Source organism: Bradyrhizobium sp. AC87j1 (assembly GCF_002936975.1).
Classification (GTDB): Bacteria; Pseudomonadota; Alphaproteobacteria; order Rhizobiales; family Xanthobacteraceae; genus Bradyrhizobium; species Bradyrhizobium shewense.
This window is the reverse complement of the sequence record NZ_PTFE01000003.1, coordinates 65,465-84,392: the sequence shown is the minus strand read 5'-3', so window position 1 is coordinate 84,392 and position 18,928 is coordinate 65,465. Positions and strand designations below refer to the sequence as shown.

General features: G+C 63.9%; 18 protein-coding genes. 12 read left to right on the top strand and 6 right to left on the bottom strand.

The window, feature by feature from the left end:
* Window positions 1-15 precede the first annotated feature (15 nt).
* Both CV770_RS03120 and CV770_RS03115 read left to right on the top strand, forming a co-directional pair.
* Complete coding sequence (locus CV770_RS03120) at window positions 16-624, top strand: S24 family peptidase (RefSeq protein WP_041748162.1); 609 nt, start codon at window positions 16-18, stop codon at window positions 622-624.
* Window positions 625-737: 113 nt separating this feature from the next.
* Window positions 738-1,013: a hypothetical protein gene (locus CV770_RS03115; protein ID WP_104461279.1), complete on the top strand. Its 276-nt coding sequence runs from the start codon at window positions 738-740 to the stop codon at window positions 1,011-1,013.
* A 14-nt stretch (window positions 1,014-1,027) separates the two neighbouring features.
* Here the strand turns inward: CV770_RS03115 and CV770_RS03110 are convergent, their stop codons facing one another.
* Window positions 1,028-2,002 carry a quinone oxidoreductase family protein gene (locus CV770_RS03110; protein WP_104461278.1) on the bottom strand — a complete coding sequence of 325 codons (975 nt, stop codon included), beginning with the start codon at window positions 2,000-2,002 and terminating at the stop codon, window positions 1,028-1,030.
* Window positions 2,003-2,226: 224 nt separating this feature from the next.
* On the opposite strand from CV770_RS03110, the gene CV770_RS03105 reads away from it, so the two are divergent.
* The 3 genes from CV770_RS03105 to CV770_RS03095 all read left to right on the top strand — a co-directional run bounded on the left by CV770_RS03105 (window position 2,227) and on the right by CV770_RS03095 (window position 4,923).
* On the top strand, window positions 2,227-2,427 hold the full coding sequence (locus tag CV770_RS03105) for a hypothetical protein (protein WP_091965559.1): 201 nt from the start codon (window positions 2,227-2,229) through the stop codon (window positions 2,425-2,427).
* A gap of 163 nt (window positions 2,428-2,590) precedes the next feature.
* On the top strand, window positions 2,591-3,538 hold the full coding sequence (locus CV770_RS03100; RefSeq protein ID WP_165637745.1) for an AAA family ATPase: 948 nt from the start codon (window positions 2,591-2,593) through the stop codon (window positions 3,536-3,538).
* A gap of 5 nt (window positions 3,539-3,543) precedes the next feature.
* Window positions 3,544-4,923: a vWA domain-containing protein gene (locus CV770_RS03095; RefSeq protein WP_104461388.1), complete on the top strand. Its 1,380-nt coding sequence runs from the start codon at window positions 3,544-3,546 to the stop codon at window positions 4,921-4,923.
* 19 nt (window positions 4,924-4,942) lie between these two features.
* Here the strand turns inward: CV770_RS03095 and CV770_RS03090 are convergent, their stop codons facing one another.
* On the bottom strand, window positions 4,943-5,125 hold the full coding sequence (locus CV770_RS03090; protein ID WP_091965561.1) for a hypothetical protein: 183 nt from the start codon (window positions 5,123-5,125) through the stop codon (window positions 4,943-4,945).
* A gap of 351 nt (window positions 5,126-5,476) precedes the next feature.
* Between CV770_RS03090 and CV770_RS03085 the strand changes: the two genes are divergently transcribed.
* Complete coding sequence (locus CV770_RS03085; RefSeq protein ID WP_028142648.1) at window positions 5,477-5,698, top strand: hypothetical protein; 222 nt, start codon at window positions 5,477-5,479, stop codon at window positions 5,696-5,698.
* Window positions 5,699-5,901: 203 nt separating this feature from the next.
* Window positions 5,902-7,221 carry a dicarboxylate/amino acid:cation symporter gene (locus CV770_RS03080; RefSeq protein WP_104461276.1) on the top strand — a complete coding sequence of 440 codons (1,320 nt, stop codon included), beginning with the start codon at window positions 5,902-5,904 and terminating at the stop codon, window positions 7,219-7,221.
* Between the two features lie 12 nt (window positions 7,222-7,233).
* Here CV770_RS03080 and CV770_RS03075 read toward each other — a convergent pair whose 3' ends face one another.
* Together CV770_RS03075 and CV770_RS03070 are read right to left on the bottom strand one after the other, a co-directional pair.
* A complete protein-coding gene (locus tag CV770_RS03075) occupies window positions 7,234-8,607 on the bottom strand; it encodes a hypothetical protein (RefSeq protein ID WP_104461275.1) in 1,374 nt (457 codons plus the stop codon).
* A 110-nt stretch (window positions 8,608-8,717) separates the two neighbouring features.
* Complete coding sequence (locus CV770_RS03070) at window positions 8,718-9,977, bottom strand: allantoate amidohydrolase (protein ID WP_104461387.1); 1,260 nt, start codon at window positions 9,975-9,977, stop codon at window positions 8,718-8,720.
* A 361-nt stretch (window positions 9,978-10,338) separates the two neighbouring features.
* Here CV770_RS03070 and CV770_RS03065 point away from each other — a divergent pair, with 361 nt between their 5' ends.
* On the top strand, window positions 10,339-10,824 hold the full coding sequence (locus tag CV770_RS03065) for a nucleoside deaminase (RefSeq protein WP_104461386.1): 486 nt from the start codon (window positions 10,339-10,341) through the stop codon (window positions 10,822-10,824).
* A 154-nt stretch (window positions 10,825-10,978) separates the two neighbouring features.
* On the opposite strand, the gene CV770_RS03060 is transcribed toward CV770_RS03065, so the two are convergent.
* On the bottom strand, window positions 10,979-12,082 hold the full coding sequence (locus CV770_RS03060) for a hypothetical protein (RefSeq protein ID WP_091965565.1): 1,104 nt from the start codon (window positions 12,080-12,082) through the stop codon (window positions 10,979-10,981).
* Between the two features lie 539 nt (window positions 12,083-12,621).
* Between CV770_RS03060 and CV770_RS03055 the strand changes: the two genes are divergently transcribed.
* The 4 genes from CV770_RS03055 (at window position 12,622) to CV770_RS03040 (ending at window position 17,347) form a co-directional block, all read left to right on the top strand.
* Window positions 12,622-14,211 (top strand): ABC transporter ATP-binding protein, encoded by a 1,590-nt coding sequence (locus CV770_RS03055; RefSeq protein ID WP_165637746.1) that lies wholly within the window; start codon window positions 12,622-12,624, stop codon window positions 14,209-14,211.
* A complete protein-coding gene (locus CV770_RS03050) occupies window positions 14,195-15,286 on the top strand; it encodes an ABC transporter permease (protein WP_091965567.1) in 1,092 nt (363 codons plus the stop codon). Before CV770_RS03055 ends, CV770_RS03050 begins: the two co-directional genes overlap by 17 nt.
* Window positions 15,273-16,190, top strand: a complete 918-nt coding sequence (locus CV770_RS03045; protein ID WP_091965568.1) for an ABC transporter permease — start codon at window positions 15,273-15,275, stop codon at window positions 16,188-16,190. Before CV770_RS03050 ends, CV770_RS03045 begins: the two co-directional genes overlap by 14 nt.
* A 77-nt stretch (window positions 16,191-16,267) precedes the next feature.
* Window positions 16,268-17,347, top strand: coding sequence for a BMP family ABC transporter substrate-binding protein (locus tag CV770_RS03040; protein ID WP_201759676.1), 1,080 nt, complete (start codon window positions 16,268-16,270; stop codon window positions 17,345-17,347).
* A 111-nt stretch (window positions 17,348-17,458) separates the two neighbouring features.
* On the opposite strand, the gene CV770_RS03035 is transcribed toward CV770_RS03040, so the two are convergent.
* A complete protein-coding gene (locus CV770_RS03035; protein ID WP_104461273.1) occupies window positions 17,459-18,808 on the bottom strand; it encodes an 8-oxoguanine deaminase in 1,350 nt (449 codons plus the stop codon).
* Window positions 18,809-18,928: the final 120 nt, after the last annotated feature.

The window sequence follows — 18,928 nt, the reverse complement described above, 5'->3', positions numbered from 1 at the left end:
ATCGAGGGAATCACCATGTTGGACGTTGCAATGATCGAGCGGGGCCTGGAAAAGACGGGCAAGAGCAAGGGCGGCCTGGCGGCGGCCATGGGCGTGCGGCCCGGCGCGGTCTCGGAGATCCTCGGCGGCGAACGCCTGGTGAAGGCCTCGGAAATCATTCCGATCATGGAGTATCTCGAGCTCAATCTCGCGCCGATCATGGGCCGCGTCGGCGCCGGCGCCGTGATCGAGCCGGATTACGAGCAGGTCCCCCCGGAGGGTCTCGGCGACATCGCGCTGCCCTTCCCGATCATGGAAGAGACTGTCGCCTTCGAGATCGTGGGCGATTCGATGCTGCCCAAATACGAGAGCGGCGACGTGATCGTGGTCTACAAGGACCAGCGCCATCCGCTGTCCAGCTTCTACGGCGAAGAGGCTGTGGTCCGCCTCAAGACCGGCGAGCGCTATTTGAAGACGATCGAGCGGGGAAAAAGCCCCTCGGTCGTCAACCTCACGAGCTTCAACGCCAAGCCGATCGTCGGCGTGAAGCTCGAGTGGGTGGGTGAGATCTGCCTGTCCATGCCCAAGGGCCAGCTCGAGCGGCTGCGCGCCAAGTCGGCGCGCCCACGCAAGAAGGGCAAGTAGGGCCTCGCACGGCCAGCGGTTTCGCTTTTTTAGAAATCGCTCTTGACTTGATTCCGTTTTTCGGAAATAATCTGCCGCGCACCGCGCAATGGGGGCGCGGCAGAGTCGTTTTGATGCAATATTTCGTCGTGATGATCGACTATGGAAGGCGGGGCCGCGAGGCCGTCGTCGACCCCGAAGTCACAAGGCGCGAGGTCATCTCCCGCATCGCCTCGGGCGAATACCAGAATGTCTCGTTCATCCACGAGATCGCCGGGAGCTCGGTCGAGGACGTCACCGAGGCCATCCTGACCGAGGCCGCCCTGCCCCGGATCCCGCCCGAGGATATCGACCTCCAGGCAATTCACCTCGATCACGCCCGCGATCTGCGCAAGCACGAACGGACGTGACGCAGGCCCGGACATCACACCAGAAGGACGGTCGATCCCGTGGTCTTGCGTGCGGCGAGATCGGCATGCGCCTTGGCGGCGTCCTTCAACGGATAGGTCTGGTGCACCTCGATTTTGACCGCGCCGGACTTGACGACGTCGAACAGCTCGTTCGCCATCGCGACCAGATTTTCGCGCTTGGCGGCATAGGTGAACAGCGTCGGACGGGTGACGTAGAGCGAGCCCTTCTGGGCCAGCAGGCCGAGATTGAGCGGCTCGACCGCGCCGGAGGACTGACCGAACAGCGCGGCGACGCCGAGCGGCGCGAGGCAGTCCAGCGATTTCAGGAACGTGTCCTTGCCGACGGAGTCATAAACCACGGGGACCTTCTTGCCGCCCGTGATCTCGTCGACCCGCTTCACGAAATCCTCGCGGGTGTAGATGATGACGTGGTCGCAGCCATGCGCCTTGGCGAGCTTGGCCTTCTCGTCGTTGCTGACGGTGCCGATCACGGTCGCGCCGAGATGCTTGGCCCACTGGCTCAGGATCAGACCGACGCCGCCGGCGGCGGCATGCAGCAGGATGGTATCGCCCGCCTTCACCCGATAGGTCTGCCGGATCAGATATTGCGTGGTGAGACCCTTCAGCATCATCGCCGCCGCGGTCCTGTCGTCGACGCCGTCAGGCAACTTCAGCAGGCGGTCCGCAGGGATCAGCCGCGCCTCGGAATAGGCGCCGAGCGGCGAGGCGCCATAAGCGACACGATCGCCCGGCTTCAGATCGGTGACACCGGGCCCGACCTCCTCGACCACGCCTGCTGCCTCGCTGCCGAGCCCGCTCGGCAGTTGCGCCGGATACAGGCCGGAGCGGTTGTAGATGTCGACGAAATTGAGGCCGACGGCGGTGTGGCGGATGCGCGCTTCGCCCGGTCCGGGCTTGCCGACGCTGACCTCCTCCCAGACCAGGACTTCCGGACCGCCGGTCTTATGAAAACGAATGGCATGCGTCATGGGCGTTGCTCCCTTATCGTTGGTTGAGGCTCCGAAAAACCGGATCGGCCGCAGAAATAGGCATTCGGTCCGCCCGTTACAGTACAGACCCGTAACAAGAATGTCACAGCGCGCGACAAACGTCCGCCGTTCCATCTCCGTTCGATAGAGTTGATGACGCGCCTGGAGCGACCGGCAGTAGCTTCTGCGCGGGGTTTGGTTGTCGCCTGCGAAGGAGAGCCGAGATGCCAGCTTATGTACAGCATCATCAGGACATCGAGATCGCGCCTGTGAATTGCCCGACGTGCATGGGGTTCCTGCCGATGTATGTGCGCGAGGTCGAACCGCATTGGAGCCTTGCCAAGATCGACTTTGTCTATGAATGCGCCGATTGCGGCGCCGAGGTCAGACAGACGATCCGCAAGCCGGAGCAGCTGCGGCACTGATCGCGCGAACGGCGAGCCGCGCAAATATCAGCGCCGACACGTATTTGCGTCGAGCGGAAAAAGCGCCGTCCGTGCGGGTCTGATGCCTCCCAAACGAGGCTTGTTCTTTGGCGGGAACGCAGGCAGAACAAGCCTCAAGCAAGACCTTTGGGAGCGCCCTTTCGTGGCTGATCAGAAGGCCTCGACCTCGATCGAGGCAGTGGAGAGCGGCCTCGCCGCGCAGGGCTATATCGCGAGCCGGCAGATCGCGACCGCCGTCTATTTGTCGCAGCAGATCGAGAAGCCGATCCTGGTCGAGGGGCCTGCGGGCGTCGGCAAGACCGAGCTTGCCAAGGCGATCGCGGCCTGGCGCGGCATGAAGATGATCCGCCTGCAGTGTTACGAGGGTCTCGACGAGGCCAAGGCGCTCTACGAGTGGAAATACGCCAAGCAGCTTCTCTACACGCAGATCCTCAAGGACAAGCTCGGCGAAGTCCTCGGCGGCGCGCAGACGCTGCATGCCGCGCTTAACCAGCTGCACGATTTCGGCGACGTGTTCTTCTCCAAGGAATTCGTCGAGCCACGCCCCCTGCTCCAGGCGCTTGAGCAGCCCGGCGGCTGCGTGCTCCTGATCGACGAGATCGACAAGTCGGACGCCGAATTCGAATCCCTGCTGCTGGAGATCCTGTCCGATTTCCAGGTCACGATCCCCGAGCTCGGCACCGTCTCGGCCATCACGCCGCCGACGGTGATCCTCACCTCCAACAGCGAGCGTGACCTCGGCGACGCCCTGAAGCGGCGCTGCCTGCATCTGCATATCGGCTTCCCCGAGCAGCGGCTGGAGGAGCGCATCGTCGAAAGCCGGGTGCCCGGCATCTCGCAGGCGCTGCGCCGGCAGATGGTCGGCTTTATCCACGAGATCCGCTCGCTGGATCTGAAGAAGCTGCCGTCGGTCAGCGAGACCATCGACTGGGCGCGCGTGCTGGTGCTGCTCCAGGCCACGGAGCTCGACACCGAGATCGTCAAGGACACGCTCAACGTGCTTCTGAAATACGAAGCCGACATCGAGGCAGCAGCGCCGCAGGTGACGACCTTCATTGCCAAGGCGGCACGGTCCAACGTCTTCGGTTGACGCCGATGCGCGAGAACCTCCATCGTTTCTTTCGGGCAGCACGCGGCGTCGGCGTTCACGTCTCGCCTGCCGAGAGCATCGATGCGATGCGCGCTGTGTCGCAGGTCGGCTTTTCAGATCGAACCATCCTGCGCGACGCGCTGCTTCTGACGCTTGCCAAATCGCAGGACGAGAAGCTCGCGCTCGGCGACTGCTTTGATCTGTTCTTCAGCCAGCCGGAACCGCGCCAGGATCAGACCGAAGCCAACAGCGAGGAGAACGCCTCGCAGGATCCGGATCAGTCGCCCTCCTCCGGCTCGGCCAGCGAAGCGGGCGAGGGACAGCCTCCCGAGGGCTTGGGCCCGCTCGCACAGATGCTGCTGTCGCAGGACCGCAACACGATCGCAGCGGCGATTGCCAGCGCTTCCGGCGCGGCCTCCCTGTCAGATATCCGCTATTCCACCCAGCGCGGTATCTTTTCCAGCCGCATCCTCGACGCCATGGGGCTCCAGCGCCTGCGCGACGACCTCGACGCGTTGACCGCGACCAACCCGGCACTGGCCGAGCGTCTGCGCGCCGCGCTCGACGCCTTGCGCGAAGCCGTGCGCGACACCGTCTCGCAGGGGCTTGCGCTCTACGCCCGCGAGGAGGCCGAAAATCTCCGCAACGAGATCCTTCGCAACGCGCCGCTCGCCCGCATCGAGCGGCGCCAGGTCGCGGAGATGCGCGCCCTCATCCGCCAGATCGCGCGGCGCCTGCGCGAGCGCTATTCGAAGCCGCGCAAGCGCCAGCGCCGCGGTCATCTCGACGTCCGCCGCACACTCCGCCGCAATGCGGCCTGGGGCGGCGTGCCCTTCCTCACCGCATGGAAGCGCAAGCATCGTGACCGGCCGAAGATCGTGGCGCTCTGCGACGTCTCCGGATCGGTCGCGCAAGTCTCCGATTTCTTCCTGCTCCTGATCCACTCGCTGCACGAGGTGGTCGACGACGTCCGCTCCTTTGCCTTCTCCTCGCACATGATCGAGGTCAGCGAGATCCTGGAAAAGAAATCGCCGGAAGAGGCGATGGCCGAGATCATGTCCAAGGTCGGATTCGGCTCGTCCGATTACGGCTCTTCGCTGGTCGATTTCGAGAAGGACTTCATGAGCACGCTGACGCCGCAGACCACGGTGATCGTGCTCGGCGATGCCCGCAGCAACAACCTCGACCCGCGTGCCGACATCCTGCGCCGCATCTCCGAGCGCTCGAAGCGGCTGGTCTGGCTCAATCCCGAAGGACGGCTCGCCTGGGGCTTTGGCGATTCCGAGATGCCGCGCTACGCGACCTTCTGTACGGTCGTGCGCCAATGCGCCACCGCGCAGCAGCTCGAGCGCGCGGTGTCAGATATCGTGGCGACTTATCAGTAGGTCTTGCTCGCGGCCAGCGTCAGTTCCGCGCAAGCTCCGTCTGGCCGATATTGCACTCCCGGAAGTGATAGGCAATTTCGTCGAGCGCGCGCTGCTCCCATTCCTCGGCTTGCGCGAGCCAGAAAACCCGGCGATCGAAATCGAGCGCGGCGCGCTCCCGGCACAGGGACTCCTGACTGCGAATTTTGACCAGCCTGTTCATGCACTCCACTCCTGCAGCGTGAAGTCATTCCCCGGGAGTCACCGTAACAGAGTCCTCAACCTTTCGCTTCACGATTTCTGTGCATATTGCGACGCAGAATGGGACAGCAGCGCTTCCCGTGCATCGCGACAACTTGCAGTGCAGCATCAAACCGAATTCATCAATATGTGATCGACGCTCGGGACGATATTCGCAGTCGAACGATCTTTACTCTTGTGGTGCAATGAAGTGCGGCAATTCGTGAAGAGAGGTTCTAAACAGCGCACCGAATTCCCGACTCATTGTCGTCGCATGGTCTTCATGCAGCGTCGCTAACAGAGGCGCGCGAATGGTACTATCGCTTGAGGCAACATGAGCAACGACGTCGACTTCGATCTTTCGCCGGACCAGTGGGAAGCCCTGCGCACACTTCGCAACCCGGTGTCGGGCGGTCGCCTCTCGAAGGCCTATCTTATCGAAAGTCTCGTCAAGTTCGGCCTCGTAGTCGTCAATGACGGCATACCTGTGATGACGCCCACGGGACGCAAGGCGCTCGTGCGCGGATCGTGCCGGCTGCTGGATCTTGCGGCGTGACACGATGCCTTTCGTTTCGGCGAAGGCATAACGACTGACGGCGGATCCCGCGGCTTCCTCCCCACGCGACTGTTCGGCGAGATAGCGTCGCGCCCTTGACACAGAGCGACGTCCTGTGCCGCTTTCCGGAAACACCGCGACAATCTGGCACGGTTGTTGCTCCTTTTTGACGTCCAAGTCGCGTCAAACCGGGAGAATCCACCATGTCGACCATCACCGCGGCGCCCGCCGCCGAGCCGAAGCCGCTCTACACCTCGCTGTTCGTCCAGGTTCTGGCCGCGCTGGTGCTTGGCGTCATCCTGGGCATGGCCGTCCCGGATTTCGCGATCGGGCTCAAGATCCTCAGTGACGCCTTCCTGAAGCTGATCTCGATGATCGTGGCGCCGATCGTGTTCTGCGTCGTCGTGCACGGGATTGCCGGCGCCGGCGACCTCAAGAAGGTCGGCCGGGTCGGCGTCAAGGCGCTGGTCTATTTCGAGATCATGACGACCGTCGCACTCGTCGTCGGCCTGTTGCTTGCTTACCTCTTCGGCCCCGGCCACGGCATGAACATCGATCCCTCGACGCTGGATGCCAAAGCGCTCAACACCTACGCCGACAACGCCCACAAGCTGTCAGGCGGCGGCATCGGCGCCTTTCTGATGAACGTGATCCCGACCACCTCCTTCGATGCGCTGTCACGCAACGACGTGCTCCAGGTGCTGTTCTTCGCGGTCCTGTTCGGCGTCGGGCTCGCGCTCGTCGGCGGCGAAAAGGGCAAGCTCGTCACCAGCATGATCGATGCGGCCTCCACCGTGCTGTTCCGCGTCATGGGCCTGATTGTCCGCGTTGCCCCGCTCGGCGTGCTCGGCGCGGTCGCCTACACCGTCGGCAAATACGGTGTCGGCTCGCTGAAGCAGCTCGTGTCGCTGGTGATGCTGTTCTACGTCTCGGTCGGCATCTTCGTGCTGGGCGTGCTCGGCGGCGTGATGGCGCTCGCCGGACTCAACATCCTCAAATTCCTCGTCTATCTGCGCGAAGAGCTGACCATCGTGCTCGCGACCGCCTCCTCCGATGCCGTGCTGCCGCAGATCATGAAGAAGTTGGAGCGGATGGGGGTGAAGGATTCCGTGGTCGGTCTCGTGATTCCGACCGGCTATTCCTTCAACCTCGACGCCTTCTCGATCTATCTGACGCTCGCCGTCGTCTTCATCGCCCAGGCGACCAACACGCCGCTGTCCTTCGGTGACCTCCTGCTGGTTCTCGGCGTCTCCCTGATCACCTCGAAGGGCGCGCATGGCGTGCCGGGTTCGGCGATCGTGATCCTGGCAGCGACGCTCAATGCGGTACCGAGCATTCCCGCGATCGGCCTCGTGCTGGTGCTGTCGGTCGACTGGTTCATCGGCATGGCCCGCGCGCTCGGCAACCTCGTCGGCAATTGCGTCGCGACCGTCGTGGTCGCCGCCTGGGAAGGCGATCTCGACCGCGCCAAGGCGGCCCAGGTGCTGGAGGGCGGCGAGCTGGTGGACGTGACGGCGGGATAGCGCCCCCGCGGATCAGTCATTCCATTGCAGGAGCGGCGTTCCATACGCCCTCCTCCAGACCGACAGGAAGCGCGGAAACCAGGAATGGGCCACGGCGCCCTTGTAGGCCCAGGTGCGGTACTTCAGCCCCTGTTCCGAGATCAGCTCCTGATATCCGCCGTGAACTTCGGTTGCGGTGCGAATGTCCTTCAATATCCCTTGCGCGCAGGCCCGGTAGCGATCGCCGCCGGAGACCTCGTCGTAATCGAGCATCCGGTCCGCGAACTCGACGTTGAACGTCGGCCAGGATGAGCGCCCCTGATAGGCGGGCGCCGCAATCTTGTGGATCATCTTGTTCCGCGGATTATCCGCTGACACCAGGAAGTGGAACGTAGCGGGTATGCGGAAGCGCGGCTCCGCAATGATCAAATCCGCCGTGGCCGCGAACAGCGCGCGCTCGACGGCATCGGTCATGTCCCAAAAGCCGCGATGCACGCTGACGAAGTCCAGCGCAACCGAGGACACCGGCGGGCCCTTCGGACCATCCAGGGAATGCCTGATGTAGCCGTCCCTGCCGAACAGACGGAGCAGGTCCTTCTTGTACTGCGCGAGATCGCGTCCGAGCAGCCGCTTCAGCTCGCTATCGTCGACGATGCCGAGCTGCACGCTCCACAGGAAGGTTGTGTAGATGCAGGCATTGGTGACAAAGCGCCTGCGTTCCGCACGGGTATCCGTTGCAGCCGAGCGAGGGCCACGGGCATCACACAGCAAATACCTGGTGCCGTCATCGTCGAACGGCTCGAGCTCGCTTGCGAGCTGCAGGATCGCACGCTTCAGGTCACCGCCATATTCAGCCAGCAGCAGCCGGCCGGCATGCGCGCATTGCGCCATCGCCAGATCGGACGACGCCCTCTGATCGGCCGAGATCATCTGCTGCAGGCCGGCCAGAATGCCAAGCAGCGTATCCGACGGGCGCGAGAAATAGTTCACGCCGAGGTACCGGCCGCGCCCCGCCGGGACGATGGTGGTTGTGACGACATCGGCGCGAACCGCATCGAGCAACAGACGGATGCTCTTGTCGAGCAGCCGGGCCCGCCGCACCGCGTCCTGCGCATCCATAATGGTCTCGGGGTCGAGGACATCAGGATAGAACCAGGCGAAGTCACGGGGATAATAGGCGGATGCGTGCGGCGCGCCCGTGACGAGGAAGGCCTCGGTCACCGAAAAGGCGCTGTCCATCGAGTGCCGGTAAAGGTCCTCGATGGCCGACAACGAATGGTGCGACTTTCTCAGGAATCGATCACCGAGAAAATTGACCGCCTGGAGGGCGTTGGCGAAAAAGGTCGCAGCCACGCCTTGGTAAAATCGGTTTCCGCGATCTGAGGACAACGAGATATCGCTATTCATATGTGGCTAGGATCACTCCGATGGGGCGGCCACCATCCGAAGCATGGCTGATTCGTATTTCCTCCAGATGACGCGCCGGCTTCCCGGGGGGCTTCTTCAGCCTGCCCGGCCTACCCTTCCCGCGGCCTGAAATTCTCGATCACCCGCAGTAATACCCGCGCACCGGCGTCGGCATCGGCGAGCTCCACATGCTCGTCCGGGTGGTGACTGATGCCGCCGCGGCAGCGGACGAAGATCATGCCGACATCGGCGATGTCGATCATGGCCATGCCGTCATGGCCTGCTCCGCTCGGCAACTCGAACACGGAGAACCCCTCCGCTCCGATCGCCTGCGCGATCTGCTCCTTCAGCCATGGTGCGCAAGGCGCGGTGCGGTTCTCGTGGGTGACGTCGAGCTGGAGGGCCAGGTGCCGGCGCTTGGCGATCGCCTCGATCTGGCGGACGATATCCGCGACCGCGCGCTTGCGGTGCATGTCGGTCGGCGCGCGCATGTCGATGGTGAAGGACACCTCGCCCGGAATGACATTGGTCGCGCCGGGCCTCGCCTGGATGTAGCCGACGGTGCCGACCAGACCGCCTGCGTCGGTCTGGCAAAATTGCTCGATCGCCCCGATGCATTCGGCGGCGCCCGTGAGCGCATCACGCCGAAGCGCCATCGGCACGGTACCGGCATGCCCGGCCATGCCGGTCAGCCGCGCGGCAAGCCGCGTGGCACCGGCAATCGCGGTGACGACACCGACAGGCAGGTCCTGCGCTTCCAGCACCGGCCCCTGCTCGATGTGCAATTCGAGATAGGCAAGCAGCTCGCGCCGCGCCCGCGCGGCCGCACCGATATGATCGGGATCGAGGCCGAACTGCACGAGCGCATCGCGCATCGACACACCGTCGCGGTCGCGCACATTCAAGACACTTTCGTCAAAAGTGCCGGCCACCGCACGGCTGCCGAGCAAGGTCGAAGCGAAGCGCACCCCCTCCTCATCGGCAAAGCCGACGATCTCGATCGCGAACGGCAGGCGCTTGCCACGGCGATTGAGATCGGCAACGCAGGCAATGGCCGTGATCACCCCCAACGGCCCGTCCCATTTCCCGGCATCGCGTACGGTGTCGTAGTGCGAGCCGAGCATCAGGCAGGGCGCGCCCGGCCGCTCACCTTCGTAGCGGCCGCAGACATTGCCGATCGCGTCAAGACGCGCGCTCATGCCGGCGTCGCGCATCCAGCTCAGGAGGAGGTCCGCCGCCTTGCGCAACTCCTTGGTGAGATAGATGCGGGTGAGGTTGTCGCCGCCTTCCGAGATCGCAGCCAGATCGTTGATCCGACGCACGATCTCTTCGCCGAGCGATGCATTCTGAACGGCGTTGACGGCACCCATCTCGACGAGCTTTCTCTTCTCTGGACCGCGGCAGCGGCTGTCTGGCGACAATCGGTACACGTTCGGCGGCAAATCACGCACCGCGCCCGTCCCAATCAGCGCGTGGTTAGCATGAATGCGCGTACGCGGCAGGCTGCGCCGCACCGGTCTGCACAGGCGCACCAACCGTTTCACCCAATATCAGGACCCGAACGGCCCGCATAATCAATATTTTCAATCGGTTATCCGGAAGATACCGTCAATAACCCGGGGCCGGCTGGAGGAGATGTTCCACGGCGAATTCGTGTATGAAGGATGGGCCAGCGAAGCCGGTCTCGCCGCGATCGGCCGCGCATGGCCGGGCACTGACCGCGGAGGATTGATGGACGCCGCATCCGAGCGTGACGAGCATTTTCTGCGTTTGTCCTTCGCGGTCGCCCGCCGCTCCCTCACCCATGGCAACCACCCGTTCGGCTGCATCGTCGTCGATGCGGACGGCAAGGTGTTGATCGAGACCGAGAACGGCTACATGCCGGATCATGACGGCACCGCGCATGCCGAACGCCTCGCGGCCACCCAGGCCTGCCGCACACTCGGCCGCGAGGTGCTGGCGACAGCGATGCTCCATTCCTCGGCAGAGCCCTGCGCGATGTGCGCCGGCGCGATCTACTGGGCCGGCATCGGTCGCGTCGTCTACGGCCTCAGCGAGCATCGCCTGCGCGGCGTCACCGGCAACCATCCTGACAACCCGACCCTCGACCTGCCGTGCCGGGAAGTCTTTGCCAGCGGCCAGCGGCCGACCGAGGTCGTTGGTCCGCTGCTCGAGGACGAAGCCGAAGCGCTGCACGACGGCGTGTGGACGAAGTAGGCGCAAACTCCGATCCGTAGGGTGGGTTAGCTGGCGGCTGCGCGAAGCGCAGGCCGCCGGCGTAACCCACCACGCTTCCGCGCTCGCCGGCCGAAGTTGGTGGATTACGCCTGCGGCTAATCCACCCTACGTTTTCTCCTAAAACCTCAACCGGTCAGAACTTCACGGTGATACCGGAGTAGAGCGAGGATTCGGTGCACGCCCCCGTGCTCACCGTCCGGCCACCGACCGCCGTGGTACAGCCGACGGCAAGGTTGTGATCGAGACCGAACTTGTTCTGCCAGTAGCGGTAGGCGACCCAAACGTCCACGAAGTGGGAATACTTGTCACCCCAGGCGGCCTTCGAGGCATCGAAGGTCAGGCGGATGGGCTCCGAGTTCAACTCGACGGCGGTGTTGTAGACGCCGTTCGCCGGGCTGTAGGGAAGCGGTTCGGTGTCGGTGCCCTTCTTGCCATACCAGCCGGCGCGGCCGCTGATCGAGAAATATTGCATGTTCGGCGGCAGGAAACCGAGATCCATGTAGTAATTGACCTCGACGGCCCAGGTTGGCTTGAACGAGGTGTTGCCGTCTGCAAGACAGGTCACGCCGGGAACGCCCGCACCGAACAGTCCGCACTGGCTGAATGAGTTGTGATTGGCGAACTCCCAGTACACCAGCGGCGCGACGTTGATGTAACCCTTGTAGGGCAGATCGAACGCAAACTGCAGACCTCCGACGACGTCGCGCTTGGCGGCACCGAAATATCTGTTTTCGGTATTGGCATCCATCCCGACCTCGAACGAGATGTTGTGAAGCGGCCCTGCGGTGAAGGCCTTGGTGTCGAAGAGCTCATTCCAGCCGAACGTCGAACGGAATAGCCCGTAGATCTCAGTTGCACCGGCGCACGTTGCCGGCGCGCCGAAGATCGTGCCCGCGTTGGTGCAGGGCCCGGCCGGGTCATTGTGATCGGACTTGAACATGGAGATGGTGAAGAAGTTCGTGCCGTATGCCCAGAGATCGAAATGCGTAAACGAGTAGACCTGCTTGGTGGTCTTGCTGTCGATCGACCCATCCGGCCGGAACGACCATGCGCCGGGCTGCGAGGCGTTGAAGATGTAGGAGAAGGTGACGCGGTTATCGATCACCAGGAAGAACGGGAGATCCGCCGCCTTCTTGGCAGCCTTGACCGGCAGATCCGCCGCGAAAGCCAGGCCACCGGTGGTCAGCGTGGCAAGTGACAGCGCCGTTGCTGCAATTGCCTTGAAACGAAACGACATCCTGAATACCCCCAAGTTTGGACACGTCAATGAACGCCCTTGGGTGCGAGACTTGCGCCGATCTCCCGGAGGGAGAAGCCTCAACTTTTTTCAAGGCATGCCGCTTGTTTTGGCAAGGCGCAGCGTTTCTTCGTGGGATCTAGCAGGTTTTTCGCAGCCGGCATGCGGCCGGCGAGGCCGGCTGTTGCCGGACATTCCCGTTTGATTTCGCTCTTCTTTCATGCCGAGCGGATTTTGCGGGCGCGATGGTCGGGAGCCAATGTTGCGTCGATCCGCAGTGCATAAGCGCGCTGGCGCAACTTTGCTCACTGCGACGTCAGGTCTGCATAGCGGGTTCCGATTTGGCTTGGACCGTCACAAATCTGCAACAGGCGTCCGCGGATGCCGCACGGGCGTGTGCGGGCTTTAGAGCAGGAGGCTGCATCCCGGCGGGCGCAGGCGCACGGACACAAGGCCCCTGCCGAAGCGTTGAGCAAGGGATGACGCATTTTCACACCTTACGCCGCGGTTCAAACTGGCCCACTATTGGGCATTTCACCATGCAAGCGCATCAGCGAATGTTGGATTCGACACCTGACGGCCTGAATTCCGGCGAACCTCCGCTGCTGCGGACGATCGGACTCACCAAAAGCTATGGCGATTTCCTCGCGAACGATTCCATCGACATCGATATTTGGCCCGGCGAAATCCACGCGCTGCTCGGCGAGAACGGCGCAGGCAAGTCGACGCTGGTCAAGGCGATCTACGGGTTGATCCAGCCCAGCGCCGGCGAGATTCGCTGGCAGGGCCAACGAATCGTACTGTCCGGTCCCTCGGAAGCCCGCAGCCTTGGCATCGGCATGGTGTTCCAGCACTTCTCGCTGTTTGACAATCTTACCGTCGCCGAGAACGTCGCGCTCGGTCTCGACGGACGGGAATCCTTCAAGGACATGTCGGCGCGATTGGAGCAGGTGTCGAAGACTTACGGCCTTCCGCTCGATCCCAAACGCGAGGTCTGGCAATTGTCGGTCGGCGAGCGCCAGCGCATCGAGATCGTCCGCGCGCTGATGCAGGATCCGAAATTCCTGATCCTGGACGAGCCCACCGCCGTCCTGACGCCGCAGGAAGCCGATCAGCTGTTCGTCGTGCTTGAACGGCTCAAGGCCGAAGGGCGCGCCATCCTCTACATCAGCCACAAGCTCGAGGAGGTGAAGCGGCTCTGCGACACCGCCACGATCTTGCGCGGCGGCAGGAAGGTCGAGACCTGCGATCCCCGGCGCGAGACTGCCGCTTCGCTGGCGCGCATGATGGTCGGCAGCGAGATCAAGGAAGTGAAGGCGGCATCCGGCCGGAAGACCACCGTGCCCCGGCTCGTCGTCAACGATCTTTCGCTCGCACCGGGCGAGCCGCATGGCGTCCGGCTCGAGCACATCTCGTTCGAGCTGAAGGGCGGCGAGATCCTGGGCATCGCCGGCGTCGCCGGCAACGGCCAGGACGAGTTGTTCGCTGCGCTGTCCGGCGAGCGGTTGTCGAAGGACCCGGGCACCGTGGTGATCGAAGGCATTGCCGCCGGCCATCTCTCCATCACGCATCGACGCAGGCTGGGAGCAGCTTTCGTTCCCGAAGAGCGGCTCGGCCATGGCACCGCGCCGCGCATGAAGCTCTCGGAGAACGCGCTGCTCACCGGACACGCCGCGAGCGGCATGGTCCATCGCGGCTTCATCGACACCGCGGCCACGCTGAAGACCGTCGACCGCGCGACCGAAACATTCGACGTCCGCAAGGCCAAGCGCGATCCGGAAGCCGCATCCCTCTCCGGCGGCAATTTGCAGAAGTTCATCGTGGGACGCGAGATCCTGCGCAACCCCGCCGTGCTGGTGGTAAGCCAGCCGACCTGGGGCGTCGATGCCGGCGCCGCCGCCGTCATTCGCCAGGCGCTGCTCGATCTGGCAATCGCTGGCGCCGCCGTGCTGGTGACCAGCCAGGATCTCGACGAACTCGCTGAGATCGCCGACCGCATCGCCGTGATGTTCCACGGCAAGCTGTCGGCACCGCTCGCTACCCGCGAGGCAACGCGCGAAAAGCTCGGCCTTCTCATGGGCGGCAGCAGCCTGGAGCTTGAGGAGGCCGCGCATGCAGCTGGTGCTTGAGAAGCGCGCCGAACGCTCGGGCACGATCGCGCTGGTCTCGCCGCTGATCGCGATCGGCCTCACGGTCGTGACCATGATCATCCTGTTCGCGATCCTCGGTAAGAATCCCCTGCTCGCCTTGCACGCCTACTTCATCGCGCCACTGACCGACGGCTATTCGCTGCAGGAGATCGCGGTGAAGGCAACGCCGCTGGTGATGATCGCGATCGGCCTGTCACTCTGCTATCTCGCCAATGCCTGGAACATCGGCGCTGAAGGGCAATTCCTGGTCGGCGCGGTTGCGGGAAGCTGGATCGCGGTGAAGACGCAGGGCACCGACGCCGGCGCCTGGGTGCTGCCGGCCATGCTCGTCCTCGCTGCCGCTGCGGGCGCGCTCTATGCGCTGATCCCGGCGATCTGCAAGGTGAAGTTCGGTGCCAGCGAGATCCTGACCAGCCTGATGCTGGTCTATGTCGCCGACCTCTTTCTCGACTATCTCGTGCGCGGCCCCTGGCGCGACCCCAACGGCTTCAACTTCCCGACCACGGCCGAGTTCGATCCGGTGGCAACCGTCCCGTTGCTGATCGAGGGCGGCCGGCTGCATCTCGGCTCGATCATTGCGCTTCTTGTCGTCGCCGCGGCCGCAATCCTGCTCGGGCGAACCATCAAGGGATTCGAGATCCGCGTTGTCGGCGCAGCTCCCCGCGCGGCACGGTTCGGCGGCTTCAACGCCAACCAGCTGATCGTCCTGACCTTCGCGGTATCAGGAGCGCTCGCAGGCCTCGCCGGCATCATCGAGGTGGCCGGTCCAATCGGACATCTCCAGCCTGGCATCTCCCCGGGCTACGGTTTTACTGCGATCATCGTCGCCTTCCTCGGCCGGTTGAACCCGCTTGGAATACTAATTGCAGGCCTTTTCCTTGCGCTGACTTTTATCGGCGGCGAGCAGGCGCAGATCGCGATGAAGATTCCATTGGATGTCACCAAGGTCTTTCAGGGCATTCTGCTGTTCTACGTGCTCGCCTGCGATTCCCTGATCCTGTATCGCTTCAAGCTGAGCTTCCCGAACCGTCAGGTGGCCCGTGGAACTCATTGAAGCCATCATCCTGGCCGTGCTCGCCGCGTCAACGCCGCTGCTGATCGCCGCGACCGGAGAGCTCGTGACCGAGCGCTCCGGCGTGCTCAATCTGGGCGTCGAGGGCATGATGATCGTTGGCGCGGCCTGCGGCTTTGCCGGCGCCTGGCTCACGGGATCGGTCTTCATCGGCGCGCTGTTCGGCATCATCGCGGGAACGATGATGTCGCTGATCTTCGCACTGATGGCGCTCGGGCTCGCCGTCAACCAGGTGGCGACGGGTCTTGCGCTGACCATCCTCGGCGTCGGGCTGTCCGGACTGATCGGCGCCGGCTTCGTCGGCGAGCGCATCACGCCGGCAGTCCATCTCGCCATTCCGGGCCTAACCGACATCCCGCTGGTCGGGCGCGTGCTGTTCGGCGAGGATGGCTTCGTCTACTTCTCCATTGCACTCATCGTCGGCGTCTGGTGGTTCCTGTACCGCACGCGGGCGGGATTGATCCTACGCGCCTGCGGCGACAACCACGCCTCCGCGCACGCGCTCGGCTATCCCGTGCTGCGCATCCGCACCTTCGCCGTGATGTTTGGCGGTGCCTGCGCAGGCCTTGCCGGCGCTTATCTGCCGCTCGCCTATACGCCGTTCTTCATTCCCGGCATGACCGCGGGCCGCGGCTGGATCGCGCTGGCGCTGGTGGTGTTCTCGTCCTGGCGACCTGGCCGGCTCGTGATCGGTGCCTATCTCTTCGGGGCCGTGACGATCCTGCAGTTGCACGCGCAGGGCTGGGGCGTCGGCATTCCCTCGCAATTCATGTCGGCGCTGCCTTATCTCGCGACTGTCATCGTTCTGATCCTGCTCTCCCGCGCGCGCAGCGGCGGCTCGACCGCCCCGGCCGCGCTCGGCACCGTGTTCGTGCCCGACCGCTGAATTTCATTTCCGCGGCGGGCGCGATGGGGCGCGCGCGTTGCGGATCGTGGCTTTCCCCTGATGTTTGGAGATCGATGATGAGGAAATCACTTCTTGCGCTGGCCGCCGGACTCTTGCTCGCCGGCAGCAGCGTCAGTGCAGCCTCCGCCGCCGACAAGCTCAAGGTCGGCTTCATCTATCTGGGTCCGATCGGAGACCTCGGCTGGACCTATCAGCACGATCTCGCACGGCAAGCGCTGGTCAAGGAACTGGGCGACCAGATCGAGACCACCTATCTGGAGAACGTGCCCGAAGGTCCCGACGCCGAACGCTCCATCGAGCAACTCGTCCGCGCCGGCAACAAGCTGATCTTCACGACGTCGTTCGGCTACATGGATCCGACGCTGAAGGTCGCAAAGAAATATCCGAACGTGCATTTCGAGCACGCCACCGGCTACAAGCGTAACCCGAACATGTCGACCTACTCGGCGAAATGGTTTCAGGGCCGCTACATCCAGGGGCTGATCGCGGCCAAGATGTCGAAGTCCGGCGTGCTTGGCTATATCGGCTCGTTCCCGATTCCGGAGGTCGTCTCCGGCATCAATGCGACGATCCTGGCGGCGCAGACCGTCAACCCTGCCATCAAGGTCAAGATCATCTGGGCCAACACTTGGTTCGACCCGGGCAAGGAGGCCGACGCCGCCAAGGCGCTGATCGACCAGGGCGCCGACGTGATCATGCAGCACACGGACTCGCCAGCCGCGATGCAGATCGCCAGCGAACGCGGCAAGCTCGCCTTCGGCCAGGACTCCGAGATGATCAAGTTCGGGCCCAAGACCCAGCTGACCTCCATCCTCGACACCTGGGGCCCCTACTACATCGAGCGGGTCAAGGCCGAGCTTGCCGGCACCTGGAAGTCCCAGGACAGCTGGGGCGGCCTCGACAGTCACATGTTCGCGATGGCGCCCTATACCAACATGCCTGACGACGTGAAAAAATTGGCTGAGGATGCCCAAGCCGCGATCACTGCAGGCAAGCTGCATCCGTTCAAGTGCCCGATCGTTGGGCAGGACGGCAAGCCGGTGGAGTGCAAAGGCGGCGATCACCTCGACGACGGCCAGATCCTCGGCATGAATTTCTACGTCAAGGGCATCGACGACAAGCTGCCGGGCAAGTAGCACGCTTCTTGCTTAGTCTAGATCACCTGCTCCTCCCGGAGGAGGTTCGGAGGGGGTGGCCAGAAGCACCCGGCACTTGTGGTCGCCCCCTCTTTCTATCCTGCCATGGCATTATCCGGCCCGCATGGCCTGCGCCGCCGAACTGTGGCGGCGGATGAGGCCTGCCACATCAAGGCCCGGGATCGCACCGTCGATCACGGCCCATTTTCCCGCCACCATCACCCGGTCGGCCCGGTGCGCTCCGCACAGCACCAATGCGGCCAAGGGGTCGCCATGACCGGAGAAGCGCAATTCGTCGAGCCTGAACAGCGCGAGGTCCGCAGCCTTGCCGACGGCGATCTCGCCGAGTTCCGGCCGGCCGACGCAGGCTGCCGACCCCTTGGTGGCCCAGCGCAACGCATCCTTGTGGCTGACCTTGGACACCCCGTAACGCGCCCGTTGCAGCAGGAACGCAGCCCGGACCTCCTGCATCAGGTTCGAGCCGTCGTTCGAGGCTGAGCCATCGACTCCGATCCCGATCCCGACGCCGGCCTCCTCCATCTCGCAGACCGGGCAGCAGCCGGACGCCAGCAGCTGGTTGCTGCACGCGCAATGGCTGATGGTCGTCTTGGCCTTGCCGAGCCGCTTCATCTCATCGCCGTTGAAAAATATGCCGTGGGCGAGCCAGGTTCGCGCATTGAGCCAGCCGCATTGTTCGAGATAATCGAGCGGACGGCAGCCATACATCTGCTGGCAGAACTTGTTCTCATCCTCGGTCTCGGCGAGATGGGTGTGCAGGCGCACGTCGAGCTTATCCGCGAGATCGGCGGTGGCGAGCATCAGCGACGTCGTCACCGAGAACGGCGAGCACGGCGCCAGCGCGATCTGCACCATCGCATCCTCGGCGCGCTGGTGATGCTTGGCAACCACGCGCGCGCTGTCGGCGAGGATCGTGTCCTCGTCCTGCACCACGCTGTCAGGCGGCAGGCCACCGTCCCGCTGCGACAGGTTCATCGAGCCGCGCGTTAGCAGCACCCGCACGCCGAGACGACTGGCGACGCCGACCTCGATATCGATGGCGTCTTCGAGGCCCGCGGGGAAGACGTAGTGATGATCCGTCGTGGTGGTGCAGCCCGAGAGCAACAGCTCGGACATCGCCACGGTGACGCCGAGCTCGAGCGCCTCGGGCGTCAGCCTCGCCCACACCGGATAGAGCGCCTTGAGCCAGGGGAACAGCTCCCGATCCATCGCCGCCGGCAGTGCCCGGGTCAGCGTCTGGTAAAAATGGTGATGGGTGTTGATCAGGCCCGGCAGCACGACGTGTTCGCTCGCATCGAATACTGCGACATCAGCGGTCGCAGGCGTGGCGCCAGCCGGCACGAGCTCGACGAAGCGGCCATCCCTGACCACGACCCCGCGCTCGGCACCGTCGGCAAGGATGGCCAGGGGATCCCTGATCCAGATCGGCTTTGCGTCGCTCATGATCCCGCTTCTCCCTCACATCCGCTGACAGGCCAGCCAGGTAAACGTGGCCCAGCCACCCTCGCACCACGACTTGTTTGTTGCGACTTGGCTCCGGTCTTGCAAGACTCGTCGGCGCGA